20 protein-coding genes and 2 pseudogenes are annotated in these 18640 nt (G+C 64.2%); 16 read left to right on the forward strand and 6 right to left on the reverse strand.

Annotation, left to right across the window (positions count from 1 at the left end; translation table 11 throughout):
* From MOV75_RS42625 to MOV75_RS07135, 12 genes and pseudogenes are all read left to right on the forward strand, one after another.
* A pseudogene (locus MOV75_RS42625) lies at positions 1–176 on the forward strand (uroporphyrinogen-III C-methyltransferase); the annotation flags it as partial.
* On the forward strand, positions 173–490 hold the full coding sequence (locus MOV75_RS07085) for a DUF2849 domain-containing protein (RefSeq protein ID WP_135166566.1): 318 nt from the start codon (positions 173–175) through the stop codon (positions 488–490). The pseudogene MOV75_RS42625 and the gene MOV75_RS07085, both read left to right, overlap by 4 nt.
* Positions 491–501: 11 nt before the next feature.
* Complete coding sequence (locus tag MOV75_RS07090) at positions 502–2157, forward strand: nitrite/sulfite reductase (protein ID WP_246930741.1); 1656 nt, start codon at positions 502–504, stop codon at positions 2155–2157.
* Positions 2144–2659: a DUF934 domain-containing protein gene (locus MOV75_RS07095; protein ID WP_246930739.1), complete on the forward strand. Its 516-nt coding sequence runs from the start codon at positions 2144–2146 to the stop codon at positions 2657–2659. The genes MOV75_RS07090 and MOV75_RS07095 overlap by 14 nt, the downstream gene beginning before the upstream one ends.
* Positions 2656–3381 (forward strand): phosphoadenylyl-sulfate reductase, encoded by a 726-nt coding sequence (locus MOV75_RS07100; protein ID WP_246930737.1) that lies wholly within the window; start codon positions 2656–2658, stop codon positions 3379–3381. Before MOV75_RS07095 ends, MOV75_RS07100 begins: the two co-directional genes overlap by 4 nt.
* Before the next feature lie 124 nt (positions 3382–3505).
* On the forward strand, positions 3506–4507 hold the full coding sequence (locus MOV75_RS07105; protein WP_246930735.1) for a sulfate ABC transporter substrate-binding protein: 1002 nt from the start codon (positions 3506–3508) through the stop codon (positions 4505–4507).
* Positions 4508–4544: 37 nt separating this feature from the next.
* Complete coding sequence (gene cysT / locus MOV75_RS07110; protein ID WP_309486929.1) at positions 4545–5381, forward strand: sulfate ABC transporter permease subunit CysT; 837 nt, start codon at positions 4545–4547, stop codon at positions 5379–5381.
* 10 nt (positions 5382–5391) lie between these two features.
* Positions 5392–6303 (forward strand): sulfate ABC transporter permease subunit CysW, encoded by a 912-nt coding sequence (gene cysW, locus MOV75_RS07115; protein ID WP_246924188.1) that lies wholly within the window; start codon positions 5392–5394, stop codon positions 6301–6303.
* The gene (locus tag MOV75_RS07120; protein ID WP_246924185.1) at positions 6293–7327 is read left to right on the forward strand and encodes a sulfate/molybdate ABC transporter ATP-binding protein; all 1035 of its coding nucleotides are present in this window, start codon (positions 6293–6295) and stop codon (positions 7325–7327) included. The genes cysW and MOV75_RS07120 overlap by 11 nt, the downstream gene beginning before the upstream one ends.
* Positions 7328–7528: 201 nt before the next feature.
* Positions 7529–8032 carry a CAP domain-containing protein gene (locus tag MOV75_RS07125; RefSeq protein ID WP_246924179.1) on the forward strand — a complete coding sequence of 168 codons (504 nt, stop codon included), beginning with the start codon at positions 7529–7531 and terminating at the stop codon, positions 8030–8032.
* Between the two features lie 93 nt (positions 8033–8125).
* A complete protein-coding gene (locus MOV75_RS07130) occupies positions 8126–9301 on the forward strand; it encodes a patatin-like phospholipase family protein (protein ID WP_246924174.1) in 1176 nt (391 codons plus the stop codon).
* A gap of 1 nt (position 9302) precedes the next feature.
* Positions 9303–10091, forward strand: coding sequence for a 3-hydroxybutyrate dehydrogenase (locus MOV75_RS07135; protein WP_018318737.1), 789 nt, complete (start codon positions 9303–9305; stop codon positions 10089–10091).
* A 125-nt stretch (positions 10092–10216) separates the two neighbouring features.
* Here MOV75_RS07135 and MOV75_RS07140 read toward each other — a convergent pair whose 3' ends face one another.
* Both MOV75_RS07140 and MOV75_RS07145 read right to left on the reverse strand, forming a co-directional pair.
* Positions 10217–11041, reverse strand: coding sequence for a sulfite exporter TauE/SafE family protein (locus tag MOV75_RS07140; protein WP_246924169.1), 825 nt, complete (start codon positions 11039–11041; stop codon positions 10217–10219).
* A 198-nt stretch (positions 11042–11239) separates the two neighbouring features.
* Positions 11240–12598, reverse strand: a complete 1359-nt coding sequence (locus tag MOV75_RS07145) for a lipopolysaccharide biosynthesis protein (protein ID WP_246924198.1) — start codon at positions 12596–12598, stop codon at positions 11240–11242.
* A gap of 255 nt (positions 12599–12853) precedes the next feature.
* Here MOV75_RS07145 and MOV75_RS07150 point away from each other — a divergent pair, with 255 nt between their 5' ends.
* Positions 12854–13240: a hypothetical protein gene (locus tag MOV75_RS07150; protein ID WP_247005270.1), complete on the forward strand. Its 387-nt coding sequence runs from the start codon at positions 12854–12856 to the stop codon at positions 13238–13240.
* Here MOV75_RS07150 and MOV75_RS07155 read toward each other — a convergent pair.
* Positions 13213–14052, reverse strand: coding sequence for a protein-disulfide reductase DsbD domain-containing protein (locus MOV75_RS07155; RefSeq protein ID WP_246924153.1), 840 nt, complete (start codon positions 14050–14052; stop codon positions 13213–13215). The genes MOV75_RS07150 and MOV75_RS07155 overlap by 28 nt on opposite strands.
* Positions 14053–14194: 142 nt before the next feature.
* Between MOV75_RS07155 and MOV75_RS07160 the strand changes: the two genes are divergently transcribed.
* Positions 14195–14839 (forward strand): YqgE/AlgH family protein, encoded by a 645-nt coding sequence (locus MOV75_RS07160; RefSeq protein ID WP_246924141.1) that lies wholly within the window; start codon positions 14195–14197, stop codon positions 14837–14839.
* Positions 14840–15034: 195 nt separating this feature from the next.
* On the opposite strand, the gene MOV75_RS07165 is transcribed toward MOV75_RS07160, so the two are convergent.
* Together MOV75_RS07165 and MOV75_RS07170 are read right to left on the reverse strand one after the other, a co-directional pair.
* Entirely contained in the window at positions 15035–15922 is an 888-nt protein-coding gene (locus MOV75_RS07165; RefSeq protein WP_246924137.1) for a TauD/TfdA family dioxygenase, read from the reverse strand.
* A gap of 214 nt (positions 15923–16136) precedes the next feature.
* Positions 16137–16916, reverse strand: a complete 780-nt coding sequence (locus MOV75_RS07170; RefSeq protein ID WP_246924133.1) for an SDR family NAD(P)-dependent oxidoreductase — start codon at positions 16914–16916, stop codon at positions 16137–16139.
* A gap of 98 nt (positions 16917–17014) precedes the next feature.
* On the opposite strand from MOV75_RS07170, the gene MOV75_RS07175 reads away from it, so the two are divergent.
* Positions 17015–17749 carry an SDR family NAD(P)-dependent oxidoreductase gene (locus tag MOV75_RS07175; RefSeq protein WP_247005271.1) on the forward strand — a complete coding sequence of 245 codons (735 nt, stop codon included), beginning with the start codon at positions 17015–17017 and terminating at the stop codon, positions 17747–17749.
* A 159-nt stretch (positions 17750–17908) separates the two neighbouring features.
* A complete protein-coding gene (locus tag MOV75_RS07180) occupies positions 17909–18277 on the forward strand; it encodes a CsbD family protein (RefSeq protein ID WP_008546679.1) in 369 nt (122 codons plus the stop codon).
* A 171-nt stretch (positions 18278–18448) separates the two neighbouring features.
* On the opposite strand, the pseudogene MOV75_RS07185 reads toward MOV75_RS07180, so the two are convergent.
* Positions 18449–18640, reverse strand: a pseudogene (locus MOV75_RS07185) (DUF459 domain-containing protein); the annotation flags it as partial.

The following is an 18640-nucleotide window of genomic DNA, read 5'->3' on the forward strand; positions in this document are numbered from 1 at the left end:
CGCGTCCCGACGCGCAAGGCGCGATCGGCACGCTGCGCGACCTGCCCGAACTCGTGCGGCGGACCCAAGGCGGCCCCGCCATACTCATCATCGGCGAGGTGGTCCGGCATGCCGGCTCGCTTCGCCGCCAATCTCCAAAGCAAATCATCTCTGACCTCCTGGATGCAGCCGAATGACCTCCCCGCTTGAACAGAAGAAGATCAAGATCGCCGGCCCCTCGATCGTGACCGCCAACCGGACCTGGGACGGCATCGTGGTGTATCGCACCGCCGCCAAGAGCTGGTCTGCGGACCTCTCCGAAGCTGCGATCGTGCGCAACTCCGACGAGGCCAAGGCGTTGCTTGCGGAGTCCGTCGCCGATGACGTCGGCGCGATCGGACCCTATATCGCCCCGGTGCAGGTCGGCGCGGACGGCAAGATCGAACCCGGCAATCTGCGCGAACAGATCCGCCGCACCGGTGTGACCATCGGACAGTCGGCCCAGGCTTAAGGCGCTTTCTTATGTACGCTTACGACGAAATCGACCGCACGCTCGTCAACGAGCGCGTCTCGGAGTTCCGCGACCAGGTGAAGCGGCGCCTCTCCGGCGAGCTCACCGAGGATGAGTTCAAGATCCTGCGCCTGCAGAACGGCGTCTACCTGCAGCTGCACGCCTACATGTTCCGCGTCGCGATCCCGTATGGGACGCTGGCAACGAACCAGTTGCGGGCGCTCGCCCATGTCGCGCGCAAATATGACCGTGGCTACGGCCACTTCACCACGCGGCAGAACATCCAGTTCAACTGGATCAAGCTCGCCGAGCTGCCGGATGCGCTGGAGGATCTCGCCAAGGTCGGCATCCATGCGATGCAGACTTCCGGCAACAACATGCGCAATGTCACCTCGGACCAGTGGGCCGGCGTCGCGCCAGGCGAGATCGAGGATCCGCGCATCTGGTCGGAGCTGATCCGCCAGCACACAACGCTGCATCCGGAATTCTCGTTCCTGCCGCGCAAGTTCAAGATCGCGATCACCGCGTCGGACCACGACCGGGCCGCGATCAAGATCCACGACATCGGCTTGAGGCTGATCAAGAACGAGAAGGGCGAGACCGGATTCGAGGTGCTGGTCGGCGGCGGTCTCGGCCGCACGCCGTTCATCGCCAAGACCATCAAGCACTTCGTGCACGGTCGCGACATCCTCAGCTACATCGAGGCGATCCTGCGCGTCTACAATCAGTACGGCCGGCGCGACAACATCTACAAGGCACGCATCAAGATCCTGGTGCACGAGCTCGGCATCGAGAAGTTCTCCCGCGAGGTCGAGGAGGAGTGGCAGCACATCCGCAACTCCTCGCTCCAGATCGACGACGAGGTGATCGAGGATATCCGCTCGCGCTTCACCTATCCTTCTTACGAGAAGCTGCCGCACATGCCGGACGAGCTGCGTCAGGCTGCGGCCGATCCCGACTTCGAAGCGTGGCGCAAGAACTCGGTGGCCCCGCACAAGGTGCAGGGCTACTCCATCGTCACGATCTCGTTGAAGCCGATCGGTGCGCCTCCGGGCGATGCCACCGCCGAGCAGATGGATGCGCTCGCCGATCTCGCCGACAAATATTCCTTCGGTGAGGTCCGCGTCGGCCACGAGCAGAACCTGGCGCTGCCGCATGTCGCCAAGCGGGACCTGCCGGCGCTGTGGAAGGCGCTCGACAAGCTCGGGCTCGCGACCCCGAACGTCAATCTGATCACCGACATCATCGCCTGCCCCGGGCTCGATTATTGCTCGCTGGCGAATGCGCGCTCGATTCCGATCGCGCAGGAATTGACGCGGCGCTTCGCCAATCACGAGCTCGCGAACCTGATAGGCCGCCTCCACATCAACATCTCCGGCTGCATCAATGCCTGCGGCCATCACCATGTCGGCCATATCGGCATTCTCGGCGTCGAGAAGAACGGCGAGGAGGTCTATCAGATCACCATCGGCGGCCGTGCCGACGAGAACGCCGCGCTGGGCACCTTGATCGGACCCGGTGTCAAATTCGACGAAGTCGCCGATGTCATCGAGGACGTCGTGGAAGCCTATCTGGCGCTGCGCGAGCGGCCCGAAGAGCTGTTCATGGACACGGTGAAGCGTCTCGGCGTCGAACCCTTCAAGGAGCGCGTCTATGCCACTCGTTAACGGCGGAAAGATCGCCGACGACAGCTTCGCCAAGCTGACCGTCGACACGCCGCTGCCCGAGGGCGGCGACATCCTGGTGCCGGCCGAACGCTTCCTCGGCGAAGCGGAAGGCTTGCTTAAACGCGCCGGCAAGGTCGGCGTGATCTGGCCGAACAGCCGCGATATCGCCGAGCTCGTGCCTTATCTCGGCAAGATCGCCGTCGTCGCGCTGGTGTTCCCGACCTTCCGCGACGGCCGCGCCTACAGCCAGGCGCGGCTGCTGCGCGAGCGCTACAATTACCGCGGCGAATTGCGTGCCACCGGCCAGATCCTGCGCGACCAGTTCGTGTTCATGCTGCGCGCCGGCTTCGATTCCTTCGAGGTCAAGAAGCAGGCCGACGCGGAAGCCTTCATGCAGACCGCCAAGCGCTATTCGGTGTTCTACCAGCCGACCGGCGACGGCCGTATCACGGCTTTGCACCGGCGCATGCAGCTCCGCCACTCCGAAGGTGTGGGCACATGAACGCGATCGCGCCGCAGGTTTCGCCCGTCTCTGCGTTGCCTTCGGCGGACGAGCTCGATCGCGCCCTGCGCGATGCTTCGCCCGCTGAGATCATCGCTGCGGCGCTGAAGACGGTTGGACGTGAAAGGCTTGCGCTGGTGTCGTCCTTCGGCACGGAATCGGCGACGCTGCTGAAGGTCATGGCCGACGTCGACCCGGCGATCCCGGTGATCTTCCTCGACACCGGCTGGCTGTTCGAGGAGACGCTCGCTTATCGCGATACCTTGATCGCGACGCTGGGCCTGAAGGACGTTCGCTCGATCAAGCCCGCAGAGGAAGCGCTGACGCGCGAAGATCCCGACCGCGACCTCTGGTTCTCCGATCCCGATGCCTGCTGCCGCATCCGCAAGGTGGAACCGCTGGCGCGTGCGCTGAAGCCGTTCGCGGCCTGGATCAACGGCCGGAAGCGCTTCCAGGGCAATGCGCGGGCCGACATTCCGGTCGTCGAAGACGATGGCGCGCGGTTGAAGTTCAACCCCTTCGCCAACGTCTCGCGTGAGGAACTCGAGGCGATCTTCGTCCGCGCCAAATTGCCGCGTCATCCACTGGCCGCCTCCGGTTTTCTGTCGGTTGGGTGTATGCCTTGCACCAGCAGAACGGCCGATGGCGAGGACGCACGCGCCGGTCGCTGGCGCGGCCGGGCCAAGACAGAATGCGGCATCCACACGATGAAGACTTCGTAGCACAGTCGCGTTGCCACGAAGCGAACAAGAAAATCCGGTTCCGTTGACTTAAGCGCGTTTCGCCCCGAGTTATGCCTGCACGCCTTCGCTGACACCGACGTCAGCGAAGTGAATGGAGATGGACATGATGCGCCGTATCGTTCCGCTCGCTGCAGGCCTCGTCTTGACGGGTTTCTTGGCAAGCTCGGCTCTCGCTGCTGATATCAACCTGTTGAACGTGTCGTACGATCCGACGCGCGAGCTCTATGGCGAATTCAACAAGGCGTTTGCGAATGCCTATCAGAAGGAGACCGGCAAGAGCGTCGAGATCAAGCAGTCGCATGGCGGCAGCGGCTCGCAAGCGCGCGCGGTGATCGACGGCTTGCAGGCCGATGTGGTGACCCTTGCGCTCGCCTATGACATCGATGCCATCGCGGCCAAGGGCCTCACCACAGCCGATTGGCAGAAGCGGCTACCGCAGAATTCATCACCCTACACCTCGACGATCGTCTTCCTCGTCCGCAAGGGCAATCCCAAGGCCATCAAGGACTGGGACGATCTGATCAAGCCGGGCGTCGCCGTGATCACGCCGAACCCGAAGACGTCGGGCGGGGCGCGCTGGAATTATCTGGCGGCCTGGGGTTTTGCGCAGAAGAAGTACGGCTCGGCCGAAAAGGCCAAGGAGTTCATCGGAAAGCTCTATCAGCAGGTGCCGGTGCTCGATACCGGCGCGCGCGGCGCCACCGTCACCTTCGTCGAGCGTGGCGTCGGCGACGTGCTGCTCGCCTGGGAGAACGAGGCGTTCCTGGCGCTGAAGGAGTTCGGCGCGAACAAGTTCGAGATCGTGGCGCCGCCGCAGTCGATCCTCGCCGAGCCGCCGGTCACCATCGTCGACAAGGTTGCCGATAAAAAAGGCACCCGCAACGCCGCCGATGCCTATCTCCAGTACTGGTACACCAAGGAAGGGCAGGAAATTGCCGCACGTAATTTCTACCGCCCGCGCGATCCCGAGATCGCCAAGAAAAACGAAAACGCCTTCGCCAAGGTCGAACTATTTACGATCGACGACGTTTTCGGTGGTTGGACCAAGGCGCAGAAGGAACATTTCGCCGACGGCGGCATCTTTGACCAGATCTACAAGAACTGATCTGGCGCTGTCTTAAGGGCTTTTAGCAGGGGGCCTGGTGAGCGTATTCGCAGCAAGACGCCGGACATTGCCGGGCTTCGGTCTCACGATGGGACTGACGCTGTCCTGGCTGTCCATCATTATCCTGATTCCGCTCGCCGGGCTGTTCCTGAAATCGCTCGAGCTCAGCCCCGAGCAGTTCTGGAATATCCTCACCAGCCGCCGCACCCTGAATGCGCTGCGCGTCTCCTTCGGCCTTGCGTTCGCGGCGGCCTGCGTCAATCTCGTGATGGGCAGCATCATCGTCTGGGCGCTCGTGCGGTATCGCTTTCCAGGCCGGCGGCTGTTCGATGCCATCGTCGATGTGCCCTTCGCGCTGCCGACGGCGGTCGCCGGCGTGGCGTTGACCGCGCTGTTCGCCGAGAAGGGCTGGCTGGGGGCGCCGCTCGCCGCGGCCGGCATCAAGGTGGCATTTACGCCGGTCGGCATCTTCGTCGCCATGATCTTCATCGGCATTCCCTTCGTGGTCCGCACTGTGCAGCCGGTGCTGCAGGATCTCGACCCCGAGATCGAGGAGGCCGCGGGCAGCCTGGGGGCCAGCCGCTGGCAGACCATCATCCGTGTGATTCTGCCCTCGCTCGCACCGGCGCTGCTCACCGGGCTCGCGCTCGCCTTCGCGCGCGCGGTCGGCGAATACGGCTCGGTGATCTTCATCGCCGGCAATCTGCCCAACGTGTCCGAGATCGCCCCGCTGCTGATCGTGATCCGGCTCTCCGAGTTCCGCTACGCCGATGCCACCGCCATCGCGGTGGTTATGCTCGTCGTCTCCTTCATCATCATTTTCGCCGTCAACCGGCTCCAGCGCTGGTCGCAGAGCCGGATCCCGGCGCGTTGAGGGGCTGGCCATGACGATGCAGATCGCAGACTCCGTTCCGCTCTCGGCCCCCGATGCCAGGGCTCGCGCGCATGCGGCTGCGGCACGGGACAACCTCCGCACCGAGCCGCGCGCGGTGCGTATCGCCATCATCGCATTGGCGATGATATTCCTCACGGTCTTCGTCGTGCTGCCGCTGGTGGTCGTGTTCGCGCAGGCCTTCTCGAAGGGGATCCTCGCCTATTTCGCCGCGCTTGCCGAGCCGGAAGCGCTTGCCGCGATCAAGCTGACGCTGCTGGTTGCGGCAATCTCGGTCGGCCTCAATCTCGTGTTCGGCCTCGTCGCCGCCTGGGCGATTGCGAAATTCGAATTCCCGGGCAAGACCTTCCTGATCACGCTGATCGACCTGCCGTTCTCGGTGAGCCCGGTAATCTCGGGCCTCGTCTTCGTGCTGCTGTTTGGCGCGCAGGGCTATTTCGGCGGCTGGCTCAGGGATCACGACATCCAGATCCTGTTCGCGGTGCCCGGCATCGCGCTCGCCACCACCTTCGTCACCTTCCCCTTCGTGGCGCGCGCGCTGATCCCCCTGATGCAGGAGCAGGGCACGCAGGAGGAGGAGGCCGCGATCTCGCTCGGCGCCTCGGGCCTGCAAACGTTTTTCCGCGTCACGCTGCCCAACATCAAATGGGGCGTGCTTTACGGCGTCCTGCTCTGCAACGCGCGCGCGATGGGCGAGTTCGGCGCAGTCTCCGTGGTCTCCGGCCATATCCGCGGCGAGACCAACACGATGCCGCTGCTGGTCGAGATTCTCTACAACGAATACCAGTTCGTCGCCGCCTTCGCGATTGCCTCGCTGCTGGCGATGCTGGCCTTGATCACGCTGATCGCCAAGACTGTTCTCGAACGTCACCTCGACGAAGGACACGACGCAAGTGACCATTGAAGTCAAAAATCTCGTCAAGAAGTTCGGCGGCTTTTCAGCCCTCGACGGCGTCGACCTCAAGGTCAATGACGGCGAATTGCTGGCGCTGCTCGGCCCCTCCGGCTCCGGCAAGACCACGCTGCTGCGGATTATCGCAGGCCTCGACTGGCCTGATGCCGGCGAGGTCTCCTTCAACGGCGAGGACGCGCTGGCGCAGGGCGCGCGCGAGCGGCATGTCGGCTTCGTGTTCCAGCACTACGCACTGTTCCGCCACATGACGGTGTTCGAGAACGTTGCCTTCGGCCTGCGCGTGCAGCCGCGCGCGATACGGAAAGACGAGGCCACGATCCGAGCGCGGGTGAAAGAGCTGCTCGATCTCGTCCAGCTCGACTGGCTCGCCGATCGCTATCCGAGCCAGCTCTCCGGCGGCCAGCGCCAGCGCATCGCGCTCGCCCGCGCGCTGGCGATCGAGCCGCGCATCCTCCTGCTCGACGAGCCGTTCGGCGCGCTCGATGCCAAGGTGCGGAAAGAGTTGCGAAGGTGGCTACGCTCGCTGCATCACGAGATTCACGTCACCTCGATCTTCGTCACGCACGATCAGGAGGAAGCGCTGGAAGTCGCCAACCGCGTCGTGGTGATGGACAAGGGCCGGATCGAGCAGATTGGCTCGCCCGACGACGTCTATGAAAGCCCCGCGAGCGCCTTCGTCCACGGCTTCATCGGCGAATCCATCGAGCTGCCGGTTCAGGTCGAAGGCGGCGTCGTCAGGCTCGGCGACCGGCCGCTCCGGCTTGCGGCGGACGGGATTGCGCCTGGCGCGTCAAAGCTGTTCGTGCGGCGACATGACATGCTGGTTGGCCCGCCCGGCAGCGGCGCCTTCGAGGGCGCCGTGCAGCATGTCCGCAATTTCGGTCCGGTACAGCGGGCCGAGGTCGCGTTGTCGGGCGGCGAGACGATCGAGATCGACGCCCCCCGCGGCAAGGAACTGCGCGCCGGCGATACGATCGGGCTCGAACCGCGCCGCTACCGGATATTCGCGGGTTAGAAATCTCCGTCATTCCGGGGCGATGCGAAGCATCGAACCCGGAATCTTGAGGTCGTAGCGTGAGATTCCCAGGTGCGCGCTTGCGCACCATAGTTCAGCGCTTCGCGCTGCCCCGGAATGACACCGGTCAGATTTTCTTCAAAATTCACCTTTCAGCCACGGTTGGTATGCAACAACGGCCCCTCATTCGGGGGCACCTCCATGCGCGCTGCGGCCGCAATTCTCATCACTTTGCTGCTCGCCGGCTGTGCCGGCAACGAGGCACCAGTCCAGCAGCCGTCCATGTATGCCGATATGGCGGTCCCGGGCTCCAAACTCGATGCGCCGGCGGCCGCGATCATGATCTCGCAATACCGCCAGAACAACGCCCTCGGCACCGTCGTCGTCGACCCCGACCTGATGCGGCTTGCCGAATCCCAGTCCAATGCCATGGCGGCGGCCAACAAGATGGACCACGATGTCCGTGCGCCGCTGGCCAAGCGCCTGGCCGCCGGCGGCTATCCCGCGACGGTAGCGGTGGAGAACATCTCGGCCGGCTATCATACGCTGGCGGAAGCATTTTCCGGCTGGCGCGACTCGCCTCCGCACCGCGCCAACATGCTCAAGGGCGGTGTCACAAAACTGGGCATCGCGGCAAGCTATGCTCCAGGCACCAAATACAAGGTGTTCTGGACCATGATCCTGGCGTCGACCGAGCCCCGATAAGCCAGACTTGATCCCAGCATGCATTGACGCCGCGGCGGAGTGTCGCCACGGTGGCGTGCCATTTGCTATTGTGCCATTTGCTATTGTTCCCCCATGACCGATCATAGCCCGCAATCCCCCAGCATCCCCGCGAATGCGCAACGCGTCCTGGTCCTGCAGGGCGGCGGCGCGCTTGGCTCCTACCAGGCCGGCGCCCATCAAGCGCTGTGCGGCCACGGCTTCGAGCCGGAATGGGTCGCCGGCATCTCGATCGGCGCGGTCAACGCCGCCATCATCGCCGGCAATGAGGGCCCGACCCGCGTCAAGCGGCTGAAGGAATTCTGGGAAATGGTCTCCGCGCCGGTGCCGTGGAAACCGATCGGCAAGAGTGACCGCAGCCGCGAGCTGTTCAATTCGACCAGTGCCGCACTGATTGCGACTTTCGGTGTGCCCGGCTTCTTCACGCCGCGCATTCCGCCGGCGCCGCTCTGGCCGCCGGGGCATCCCGAAGCTGAGAGCTACTACGACACCGCACCGCTGAAGAAGACGCTGGAGCGTCTGGTCGATTTCGACCGCATCAACGACCTGAAGACGCGCCTGTCGGTCGGCGCGGTCGGCGTCACCTCCGGCAACTTCAGGTATTTCGACAATTACGAGTTCAAGAAGCTGGGCAAGACCATCGGCCCCGAGCACATCATGGCCTCCGGCGCGCTGCCGCCCGGGTTTCCGTCCGTCATGATCGACGGCGAGCATTATTGGGACGGCGGCATCGCCTCCAACACCCCGCTCGACTATGTGCTCGATGCCGAGATCGATCGCGACATGCTGATCTTCCAGGTCGACCTGTTTTCCGCGCGCGGCGATCTGCCGACGTCGCTGCTGGAGGCCGCCGAGCGCGAGAAGGACATCCGCTTCTCCAGCCGTACGCGGATGAACACGGACAAGAACAAGCAGATCCACAACGCCCGAAGGGCCGTGCGCGACCTGATCGGCAAATTGCCGGATTATCTGAAGAACGATCCTTCGGTCGAATTCCTCGCGAAGATATCGCGCGAAAGCACCGTCACCGTGGTGCACCTGATCTACCGCAGCAAGAACTACGAATCCTCGGCGAAGGATTACGACTTCTCCCACGTCGCCATGGTCGAGCATTGGGAGGCCGGGGTGAAGGACGTGCATCTGTCGATGCGCCACAAGGACTGGCTCGAGCGGCCTCAGTCCGGCGAGACCATGGTGACCTACGATCTCACGGGGGACGTCACCGCACCCCCGCCAAAAAGGAGCGAATAGCATGGGTAGTCTGTCAGGCAAGAATGCCGTCGTGACCGGTTCAACCAGCGGCATCGGGCTCGCTTACGCGCGTGCCTTTGCCGCAGCCGGAGCGAATGTTGTCATCAACGGCTTCGGCTCCCCGGAAGACATCGAGAAGGAGCGCGCCAAGATCGAACAGGACTTCAAGGTGAAGGCGATCTATTCGCCGGCCGACATGACCAAGCCCGCCGAGATCGCCGGGATGATCGCGCTCGGAGAGAAGACCTTCGGCTCGGTCGACATCCTCGTCAACAATGCCGGTATCCAGTTCGTCTCGCCGATCGAGGAGTTTCCGCTCGAGAAGTGGGACCAGATCATCGCGATCAATCTGTCCTCGGCCTTCCACGCCATCCGCGCCGCCGTGCCCGGCATGAAGAAGAAGGGCTGGGGCCGCATCATCAACACGGCTTCGGCGCATTCGCTGGTCGCCTCGCCCTTCAAGTCGGCCTATGTCTCGGCCAAGCACGGCATCGCCGGTCTCACCAAGACCGTGGCGCTGGAAGTTGCGACCCACAAGATCACCTGCAACTGCATCAGCCCGGGCTATGTCTGGACGCCGCTGGTGGAGAGGCAGATCCCCGACACGATGAAGGCGCGCAATCTGACGCGCGAGCAGGTCATCAACGACGTGCTGCTCGATGCGCAGCCGACCAAGGAGTTCGTCACCTCGGAGCAGGTCGCCGCGCTGGCGCTGTTCCTGTGTGGCGACGACGCCGCGCAGATCACCGGCACCAACCTCTCGATCGACGGCGGCTGGACCGCGGAGTAGGGCGGGGTGCCGTAGGGTGGGCAAAGGCGCGCCAGCGCCGTGCCCACCATGCTTCCGCAATTGGGAGAAAACGGTGGGCACGCTTCGCTTTGCCCGCCCTACGATTCCGGGCGTTCGCTTCCCACTCAATGTCCCCAGGCGAGCGCCGTCACGAAGGCCGAGGACAGGTGCAGCTCGGCAAACATGATTTTGCCTGCGACCACGAACAGGACGCTCGCAAGCGTCAGGCGCAGCACCGTCTCGGGCACGCGCGTGGCGCTGAAGCTGCCGACGATGATGCCGGGCAGTGAGCCCATCAGCAGCACGCCCATCAGGGCCCAATCCACATCGCCGAGCGCCCAGTGCCCGATGCCGGCGACCAGTGTCAGCGGCACCGCATGGGCGATATCGGAGCCGACGATGGTCACCATGGGCAGGCGAGGGTAGAGCAGCAGCAGCACGGTCACGCCGACCGCGCCGGCGCCGACCGACGAAATCGAGACCAGCACGCCGAGCACGATGCCGGTGACGACGGTCGCAATGGCGGTGACGCGCTCGCCGACCTGTTCGAGCCGGCGGCGATAACGCTCCATGATGGATTTGCGGAAGATCAGCGACGTCGCGGTCAGTAGCAGCGCGAAGCACAGCACCAGATTGACCAGGTTGCGCTCGGAATCGCTCTTGAGGTCGAGCTTCCACAGCACCAGCAGCGTCAGCGCGCTCGCGGGAATGCTGCCGCAGGCGAGCCGCAGCACCGCCGGCCAGTGCACGCTGCGCGACCAGCCATGCACCACGCTGCCGCCGGTCTTGGTGGCGGCGGCATAGAGCAGGTCGGTTCCGACCGCTGTGGAGGGATGGACGCCGAACAGCAGGATCAAGAGCGGCGTCATCAACGAGCCGCCGCCCACGCCGGTCATCCCGACAAGCAGGCCGACGCCGAATCCTGAGGCGACGTAGAGTGGATCGAACATATCAGGGGAATCTTAGGTTGATCTCGTCGGTTAGGCAATACGACGTAGAATAAAGTTCCCCTAATGCGCAACCGCCTGGGCAGAATAAGAAAAATTTTGCATCAGGTTCACGAAGGAGAGGCGTTTTGCCTCGTTCCTGTACGTGCTCTGACAGAGCCGTTCCCTGAGGAAGCAGCGAGCACGTCAGGCGCGCAGCGCCTATTTGCCGAACGCCAGCACGTGCAGACCGAGCCGCTGCCGCACGATCCAGAACAAGAGCACCGTTTCGAAGGTGAGGGAGATCGAGGTTGCGGCCGCGGCGCCGTGGCCGCCGTAGCGCGGGACCAGCGCGATGCAGAGCAGGAGGTTCATCACGAAGGCCAGTGCATATGCGAGCGCGCAGATCTTCTGCTGACCGAGCATGTTGAGCAGCCGTTCGACCGGGCCGATCGCGGAGCGCACCACCAGGCCAATCGCGGCGACGAACATGATGTCGTAGCCGATCACGAATTGCGGCCCGAACAGCCAGAGCAGCGGCTTGCCGAGCGCGAGCAGCACGATGGTCGCCGCCAGCGACGGCCAGAACGTCCAGCCGATCGCATGCGCGACATAGGCCGACAGCCGTGCCTTGTCGCCGCTTGCGTTGTATTCGGCGAAGCGGTGCGCCGTCGTCGCCGACATCGCATAGTGGATGAAGGAGACCAGCGCCAGCGTCTTCACGACAGCGAAATAGACGCCGACCTCGTCGGAGGGGCGGAATTGCTGCAGCACCAGCACGTCGGTGTAGGACAGCAGCAGGTAGAAGCTCTCCACCAGCAGGATCGGCAGCGAGACGGCGAGCCAGCCGCCGATGTCATAGGTCTTGGGGCCGGGCGCGATATGATCGGCGAGCTTGCGGTTCAGCACCACCATCTGCCCGGTCATCGCGATCCAGACCGCGCCCGCGCTCGCGGCCATCGCGGCGACCGCGCCGAGATGATAGCCGAGCAGGAACGCAATGGCCGTGATGCCGATAATCAGCGCCTGGCGGATGATGAATTGCGGCATCAGGCCGAGCTGCATCCAGTCATGCGAGCGCGCGATGCCGTCCTGGGTGTTGGCAACGACGAAGGCCGGCAGCGTCATGCAGCCGATATAGAGCGGCAGCTGCTCGGCCGGGTCGATCCAGGGCGACAGCAGCTTGACGATGCCGGCAAGGGCGAGGGAGACCAGCGTGGACACGGCGAAGGTCAGCCAGCGGCTGCCGGAGAGAAAGCCGCGCAGCAACGCCTGCTCGCCGCTGCTGCGATACTCCGGAATGATTTTCTGCGCCGAGGCCGAGATGCCGAAATCCATCATGCTGCCGAGCAGCAGCACCCAGGTCCACACATAGACATAGATGCCGTAGTCGGACGTGCCCATCCAGCGCGCCAGCAGCACCTGCGAGACATAGGCGAGGCCGGCGCTGATCACGCGGATGATGAAGATGGTGCCGGCAAGCCGCCGCGTCAGCGATGCCTCGCTCGGGCCGCCCGTCAGCTTGGCTCGCAGCCGTGCAATCAGCCCGGCCGGTCCGGTTGTTGCGGGTTCTGCATCCATCACGGCCAATTCGAACGGTCCCCGGAGCGCGCGCATGCTGCGGCAGGCCTGGGACTTAGCAACCATTCCTTAAGATTCGGTTGGAACGCCTCCGGCCGCGTCCCGCCAAGGCCGGCGCGGCGAGCATCGTTTCGCATGCCGGGTCAGGCGGCGCTGTTGCGGTTGTCACTTCATCCAGGAAGTTTCCATCCTGCCTATTTGGAGGGGTGACGTCCTGCGCCGCTTCGAATTATGCTCGCGGCATAGTGGAGGCATTTGGAATATGTGCGGGCCGGCATGCTCGTGCATGGAATTGGCGCGATGCCGGGCGGAGACCACAACAGTTCGCGGTCCCGGCAGACGCTTGCGTTGAACGTCATTTCAGAAGGAGCGATTGATGACTCGATTTATGACGTGCGTGACCGTGCTCGCCGCATTGGCCGGCTTCGATCTCTATTCCATGACACCCGCGCGGGCGGATGCGTGGGGATGCTCATACGAGAAGTGCCTGGCGGCCTGCGCCAAGGTCGGCGGTCAGCGATGCAGCCTGTATTGCACGAAGAAGTTGCAGGAAAAGCAGGCCTCGAAGGTTTGCCCTGCATCCTGATCGGCTTCGTTGCGCCATCCGCGACGACCTATTCCAGATTCGTATTGAACTCGTAGGACTTCTCCGGTCCGACCAGCGTGAACTTCAGCGCTGCGCCGTCGGGCTTGGCGCCCGGCGGCAATCCATCGAGCTCGAACGAGAAACGTTTGACGCCGACCGGGCTGGGCTCGACCTGGGTCGGGATCGGCAACGCCCAATCGGGAGTCGGCCCTTCCACGTACAAATTGACGTTGCGGCTATCAGGAACAACGACGTCGACGATCACATTCTTGGGTCCGTCGCGCTTGACGTCGCGGATGGTGAGCGGATTGGGATCACCGATATTGGCAGGCTTGGGCACCGTATCGAGCGCGGCTCGCAAATTGGCATCCTCGGTCGAGGCGACGCTGTTGAAGCCGAGCTCGGCGCTGGCCTCGACCGGAATGCAGAGCTTCTCGCACACCGCGTAATGGATCTCGGCGCGCAAGGTCACGGGCTTGTCGGCGGCCTTGGCGACGATGCGCAACGGCAGCACGATCTGGTTGTGATAGCCGATCGAATGGCCGCCCGCGCCGTCGTCGAATTTCAGCGGTGCAGGCCACATCACCGTCACCGCCTCGACATTGTCCGACTTCGAGAAGTCGAACCGCGGCGGCACCCCGGAATCCCCGGGCATGCGCCAGTAGGTCTTCCACCCCTGCTGGAGCTGGAAGGCAATACCGCCGAGCAGGACTGCGCCACTGCGCGATCCCGCCAATAACCGCACCGCGGAGTGGCCGTCGCGCTGCCACGGCGAAGCGTCATCGGCGCGGGCTGCGATCGCCAGCGACGACGCAAGCAGGGTTGTCGCGACGCCAATCGCCGCACGCAGGGGAACTCTTGGGAGCATAGCACGTCTTTACAGGGTCACCCCGGGGCAAACCATTGAATTGCTTGTGATGGATGCACTTGAATCGCGTCTCTGCAAGCCTTGATTTGACAGCGGCCCGGCCCGACATCAGGATAGGAATTGAAACCGGAGTGCTTTAGCGATGGCTCCCACAGGCAAGAGGACGGGCGAAAGCACCCGCAGGGCAGGCCCCGCGCTCCCCAATTCGGCCGGTTATCTCGACGGCCGGCTGCTGATCGCGATGCCGGTGATGGGCGATTCCCGCTTCGAGCGTTCGGTGATCTATCTCTGCGCCCATTCGGCGGAGGGAGCGATGGGCATCATCGTGAACCACCCGGCTGGCAGCATCGACTTCCCCGAGCTCTTGCAGCAGCTCGGCATCATCAAGAAGGGCGAGCACATCAAGCTGCCGGAGAACGCCGAAAGCATGAAGGTGCTGCGCGGCGGCCCGGTCGATACCGGCCGCGGCTTCGTGCTGCATTCCAGCGACTTCTACATCGAAAACGCGACGCTGCGGATCGATGAGGGTGTCTGCCTCACGGCGACCGTCGACATCCTGCGCGCCATCGCCAACGGCTCCGGCCCCAAGCACGCCATTCTCGCGCTCGGCTATGCCGGCTGGGCGCCGGGCCAGCTCGAGACCGAGATCCAGAGCAACGGCTGGCTGCACTGCGATGCAGACGCGGATTTGATTTTCGGCGACGACGTCGACGACAAGTACGGCCGCGCCTTGCGCAAGATCGGCATCGATCCCGGCATGCTCTCGAACGAGGCCGGGCACGCGTAGCTCCAGCGCACTCGTTGCGTCATCCTCCGCTGTCGTCCCGGACAAGCGCGCCTCAAGCGCGCGCAGACCCGGGACCCATACTCCCAGGATGAAGTTTGAGGCAGGCCGGTCACTCCGGGTCTTCGCCAAACCACGTCCGGTGGTTGGGTCCCGGATCTGCGCTTCGCTTGTCCGGGACGACAGCGGAATATGTCGCTACTCCGCCGCCTGCTGCTGCACCGTCGGCTCCGTGCCCGCCACGGTCGCGCGGCGCATGTCGCGAGGTTGCGACTGGTCGTAGCGGCGGACGCGGTGCATGGTCTGGCGGTTGTCCCACATCACGAGGTCGTGCAGCTTCCATTTGTGCACGTAGACGAACTGGGCCTGCGTCGCGTGCTCGTTGAGATCGCGCAGCAGCAGCCGCCCTTCCGGCACGCTCATGCCGACGATCTTGCCCGCGTGCGATGACAGATAGAGCGACTTGCGGCGATGGACGGGATGGGTGCGCACCAGCCGTTGCAGCACCGGCTTGAACATCTCCTTCTCTTCGTCGGTATATTCGGTGAAGCCGAGCGATCCCCGCGAATACATCAGCGAGTGTTCGCAGACGAGGTCATCGATCTCCGCCTTGGTGTCGTCGTCGAGCGCGTCATAGGCGGCGCGCATGTCGGCGAATTCGGTGTTGCCGCCCTTCGGGTTCACCACCCGCGCCGACAGCAGCGAGAACTTTGCAGGGATCGGGCGAAACGAGCTGTCGGAGTGCCACAGGCAATTGCCGAGGTTGAAGAGATTGGCGCGGCTGTCCTTCGGCAGCGGCTTGCCGTCCTTGCCAAGGTTGGAGACGTCATTCAGGCCCGAGGTGAGGCGGTATTCATCCGCCTTGGTGATGTTGCCGCCGCGCGCTTCCTCGCGCTGACCGAAATTCAGCGCGAACGCCATCTGCTGCTCGTCGGTGATGTCCTGGTCGTGGAAAACCAGCACCGCATATTTGTCCATCGCGGCTTCGATCTCGCGCGCCTCAGCCGGTGTGAGCGGCTTTCGCAGATCGAGTCCGGAGACCTCGCCGACAAAATGGCTGTGAAGCTGGCGGATGGCGATCGTCATGGCGCTATCTCCCGGAGCTGCGAGCGGTTGGTCCCGCTCTGTCGAGGAAAAGCTACTCCCGCACTCGTGGTTGTCAACGCTCGGCGCGTATAGCTGTCCGTAGCAGGCACGACATAGCCCGGGTGAGCGCAGCGATACCCGGGAACGGTGCAAGCAAAGTCCCGGATGTCGCTTCGCTCATCCGGGCTACGCTCTACGGCACCTTTGATGGCGCTTACGCGTTCCGCGCCATCAGCCCGCCGTCGACCGGGATCACCGCGCCCGTGAGGAAGGACGCGGCCGGCAGACAGAGGCTCAGCGTCATATGCGCGACCTCCTCGGGATCGCCGTAGCGGCCGAGTGCGGTGCGGCGCTTGGCGTAGATCGTCTTGTGCTCCTCGGAGATGCGGTCGGTGATCCCTGTGCGGACCGGGCCCGGGCAGATGCAATTGACGGTGATGCCCTCGCGGCCGAGCTCCACCGCCAGCGAACGGGTGAGGCTCGCTACGCCGCCCTTCGCTGCTGAATAGGGGCTGTGCAACGCGGTGGCGCCGAGCGCCTCGGTCGAGGCGATGTTGACGATGCGCGGGCTGTTCGATTTGCGCAAGTGCGGCAGCGCAGCGCGGATGATGCGCGGATGCGCCGTCAGCATCACCGCGATGCCTCTGGCCCAGGCGTCCTCATAGCCCTCGTCGTCGATCGCAACCCGCACCGAGATGCCGGCATTGTTGACGATGATGTCGATTGCGCCGAAATGCGCGGCGACCTCACCGACGACGCGCTTGATCTCGTCACCGTCGGCAACGTCGAGCTCCCAAGCCTTTCCTGCGCCGCCACTCGCGGCAATCTCCTTGGCAACCGCACGCGCGCCTTCGCCGTCGAAATCGGTGACGGCGACGTTGGCGCCTTCTGCGGCGAACAAGCGCGCGGTCGCGCGCCCCATGCCGCTGGCCGCGCCGGTGACGAGAACGGTCAGGCCCTTGACGGACCGGCTGAGCTCTTTGAACTCGGACATGTTGTTTCCTCAGGAAGCCGCTTGTTCTTGTTATGATTGACAAGGCTGGCATCGATCCGCAGACAGGTCAAACAAGCAAGACGAAAAGGGAGGCCGCGATGGCGAACGAGCTCGATTTCTCAGGCAAGCAGGTGCTGGTCGTCGGCGGTTCGAGCGGGATCGGCAACGGTATCGCGCAGGCTTTTCGCACGAGGGGCGCGCGTGTCGCGGTGTGCGGCACGCGGGCACAGCCGCAGGATTATTCGATCGAGGAGGGCTCTGATCTCACGGGCCTGTCTTATGCGCAGCTCGACGTCGGCAACCCCAGTGCGATCGAGGCGTTCAAGCCGTCCTTGGACAGGCTCGACGTGCTCGTGCTCGCGCAAGGCGCGGTGCTCTATCGCGGCGAATTCGAGATGAGCGGCTTCCGCAAGGTGGTCGAGGTCAATCTCATGAGCCTGATGGCCTGCGCCACGCGATTTCATTCCATGTTGCGGGATTCCGGGGGCGCGCTGATCATGGTGTCCTCGACCGCGGCCTATCATTCGACCATGGGCAATCCCGCCTATAACGCCTCGAAGACCGGTGCGGTCGGATTGACGCGGACGCTGGGTGAGGCCTGGGCCGGGGACGGCATCCGCGTCAACGGCATCGCGCCCGGGCTCGTCGACACCAAGATGACGAAGGTGACGACGGACAATCCGAAGCGGCTCGAAGGCGCGCTCGCGCGCATCCCCCTGCGGCGATTGGGCACGCCGGCCGACATGGCAGGCGCGGCGCTGTTCCTGGCCTCGCCGCTGTCGTCCTACATCATCGGCCAGACGCTGGTCGTCGATGGCGGGCTGATTCTGTAGAGGGCTCATCTTGTAGCCCGGGTGAGCGCAGCGATACCCGGGAACGGTGTAAGCAAAGTCCCGGATGCCGCTTCGCTCATCCGGGCTACACTTTCGTCACGACTTGGAACTGCGCTGCTCCTGATCGGTTACTTGGGCTGACCCCCGAGGAGGAGCATCATGGATACGGATCGAATTGTTGGATCGGCCAAGGAATATGCCGGACGCGCGGAAGGCGCGATCGGAGACATGGCAGGCGACGCGAAGACGCAGGCATCGGGCAAGGCCCGGGAAGCTGCGGGCACGGTGCAGAATCTCTATGGCCAGGCCAAGGATGCCGTGCGCGATGCCACGGACACCGCCGCCGGCTACGCCAAGGACGCCTATGAGAACAGCGGCGAGACTTTCCGCGATGGGACACAGGCACTGTCGAAGAAAGTGCAGGACAATCCGCTCGGCTCGCTGCTGGTCGCCGGCGGCATCGGGTTTGCGCTCGCACTTCTGATGTCGCGGCCTGCGCGCCGTCCGCCGCCGCGCTGGCGCTACTAACGGCTAAGCGACAAGCACTCACTCGTGCCCCGGACGCGCTGCAGCGCCAGAGCGCTGCTGCGCAGAGCCGGGGCCCATTCTTTTGTAAGAGAGTTGGCGTGAGAGAGCTGGGTCCCGGCTCTGCGTCGCAACACCAAGAGGTGCTGCGCCGCGTCCGGGACACGGCGGCAATTACCGGAACATCTCGGCGGAGCGTCCGACGTTACCCGGCGGACGTGGAGCCCCTGGATTGAGATTCGGATTGCGCGGCCCGGGCGCCGGCGCCAGCTGACGCGGCGGTGGCTGCGGAGAGCCGAAGCCGAAGAAATCGCGGAACATCGGCGCGGCCTGTGCCGGCTGCTGCACCACCGGCGGCTTCTTCGG

The sequence above is a fragment of the Bradyrhizobium sp. PRIMUS42 genome (assembly GCF_023006515.1).
In the GTDB taxonomy this organism is placed as follows: Bacteria; Pseudomonadota; Alphaproteobacteria; order Rhizobiales; family Xanthobacteraceae; genus Bradyrhizobium.

Coding starts and splice junctions, on each gene's coding strand:
- MOV75_RS07085 (WP_135166566.1), top strand. CDS start 173: ATGACCTCCCCGCTTGAACAGAAGAAGATCAAGATCGCCGGCCCCTCG.
- MOV75_RS07090 (WP_246930741.1), top strand. CDS start 502: ATGTACGCTTACGACGAAATCGACCGCACGCTCGTCAACGAGCGCGTC.
- MOV75_RS07095 (WP_246930739.1), top strand. CDS start 2,144: ATGCCACTCGTTAACGGCGGAAAGATCGCCGACGACAGCTTCGCCAAG.
- MOV75_RS07100 (WP_246930737.1), top strand. CDS start 2,656: ATGAACGCGATCGCGCCGCAGGTTTCGCCCGTCTCTGCGTTGCCTTCG.
- MOV75_RS07105 (WP_246930735.1), top strand. CDS start 3,506: ATGATGCGCCGTATCGTTCCGCTCGCTGCAGGCCTCGTCTTGACGGGT.
- cysW (WP_246924188.1), top strand. CDS start 5,392: ATGACGATGCAGATCGCAGACTCCGTTCCGCTCTCGGCCCCCGATGCC.
- MOV75_RS07125 (WP_246924179.1), top strand. CDS start 7,529: ATGCGCGCTGCGGCCGCAATTCTCATCACTTTGCTGCTCGCCGGCTGT.
- MOV75_RS07130 (WP_246924174.1), top strand. CDS start 8,126: ATGACCGATCATAGCCCGCAATCCCCCAGCATCCCCGCGAATGCGCAA.
- MOV75_RS07135 (WP_018318737.1), top strand. CDS start 9,303: ATGGGTAGTCTGTCAGGCAAGAATGCCGTCGTGACCGGTTCAACCAGC.
- MOV75_RS07140 (WP_246924169.1), bottom strand. CDS start 11,041: ATGTTCGATCCACTCTACGTCGCCTCAGGATTCGGCGTCGGCCTGCTT.
- MOV75_RS07145 (WP_246924198.1), bottom strand. CDS start 12,598: ATGGATGCAGAACCCGCAACAACCGGACCGGCCGGGCTGATTGCACGG.
- MOV75_RS07155 (WP_246924153.1), bottom strand. CDS start 14,052: ATGCTCCCAAGAGTTCCCCTGCGTGCGGCGATTGGCGTCGCGACAACC.
- MOV75_RS07160 (WP_246924141.1), top strand. CDS start 14,195: ATGGCTCCCACAGGCAAGAGGACGGGCGAAAGCACCCGCAGGGCAGGC.
- MOV75_RS07165 (WP_246924137.1), bottom strand. CDS start 15,922: ATGACGATCGCCATCCGCCAGCTTCACAGCCATTTTGTCGGCGAGGTC.
- MOV75_RS07170 (WP_246924133.1), bottom strand. CDS start 16,916: ATGTCCGAGTTCAAAGAGCTCAGCCGGTCCGTCAAGGGCCTGACCGTT.
- MOV75_RS07175 (WP_247005271.1), top strand. CDS start 17,015: ATGGCGAACGAGCTCGATTTCTCAGGCAAGCAGGTGCTGGTCGTCGGC.
- MOV75_RS07180 (WP_008546679.1), top strand. CDS start 17,909: ATGGATACGGATCGAATTGTTGGATCGGCCAAGGAATATGCCGGACGC.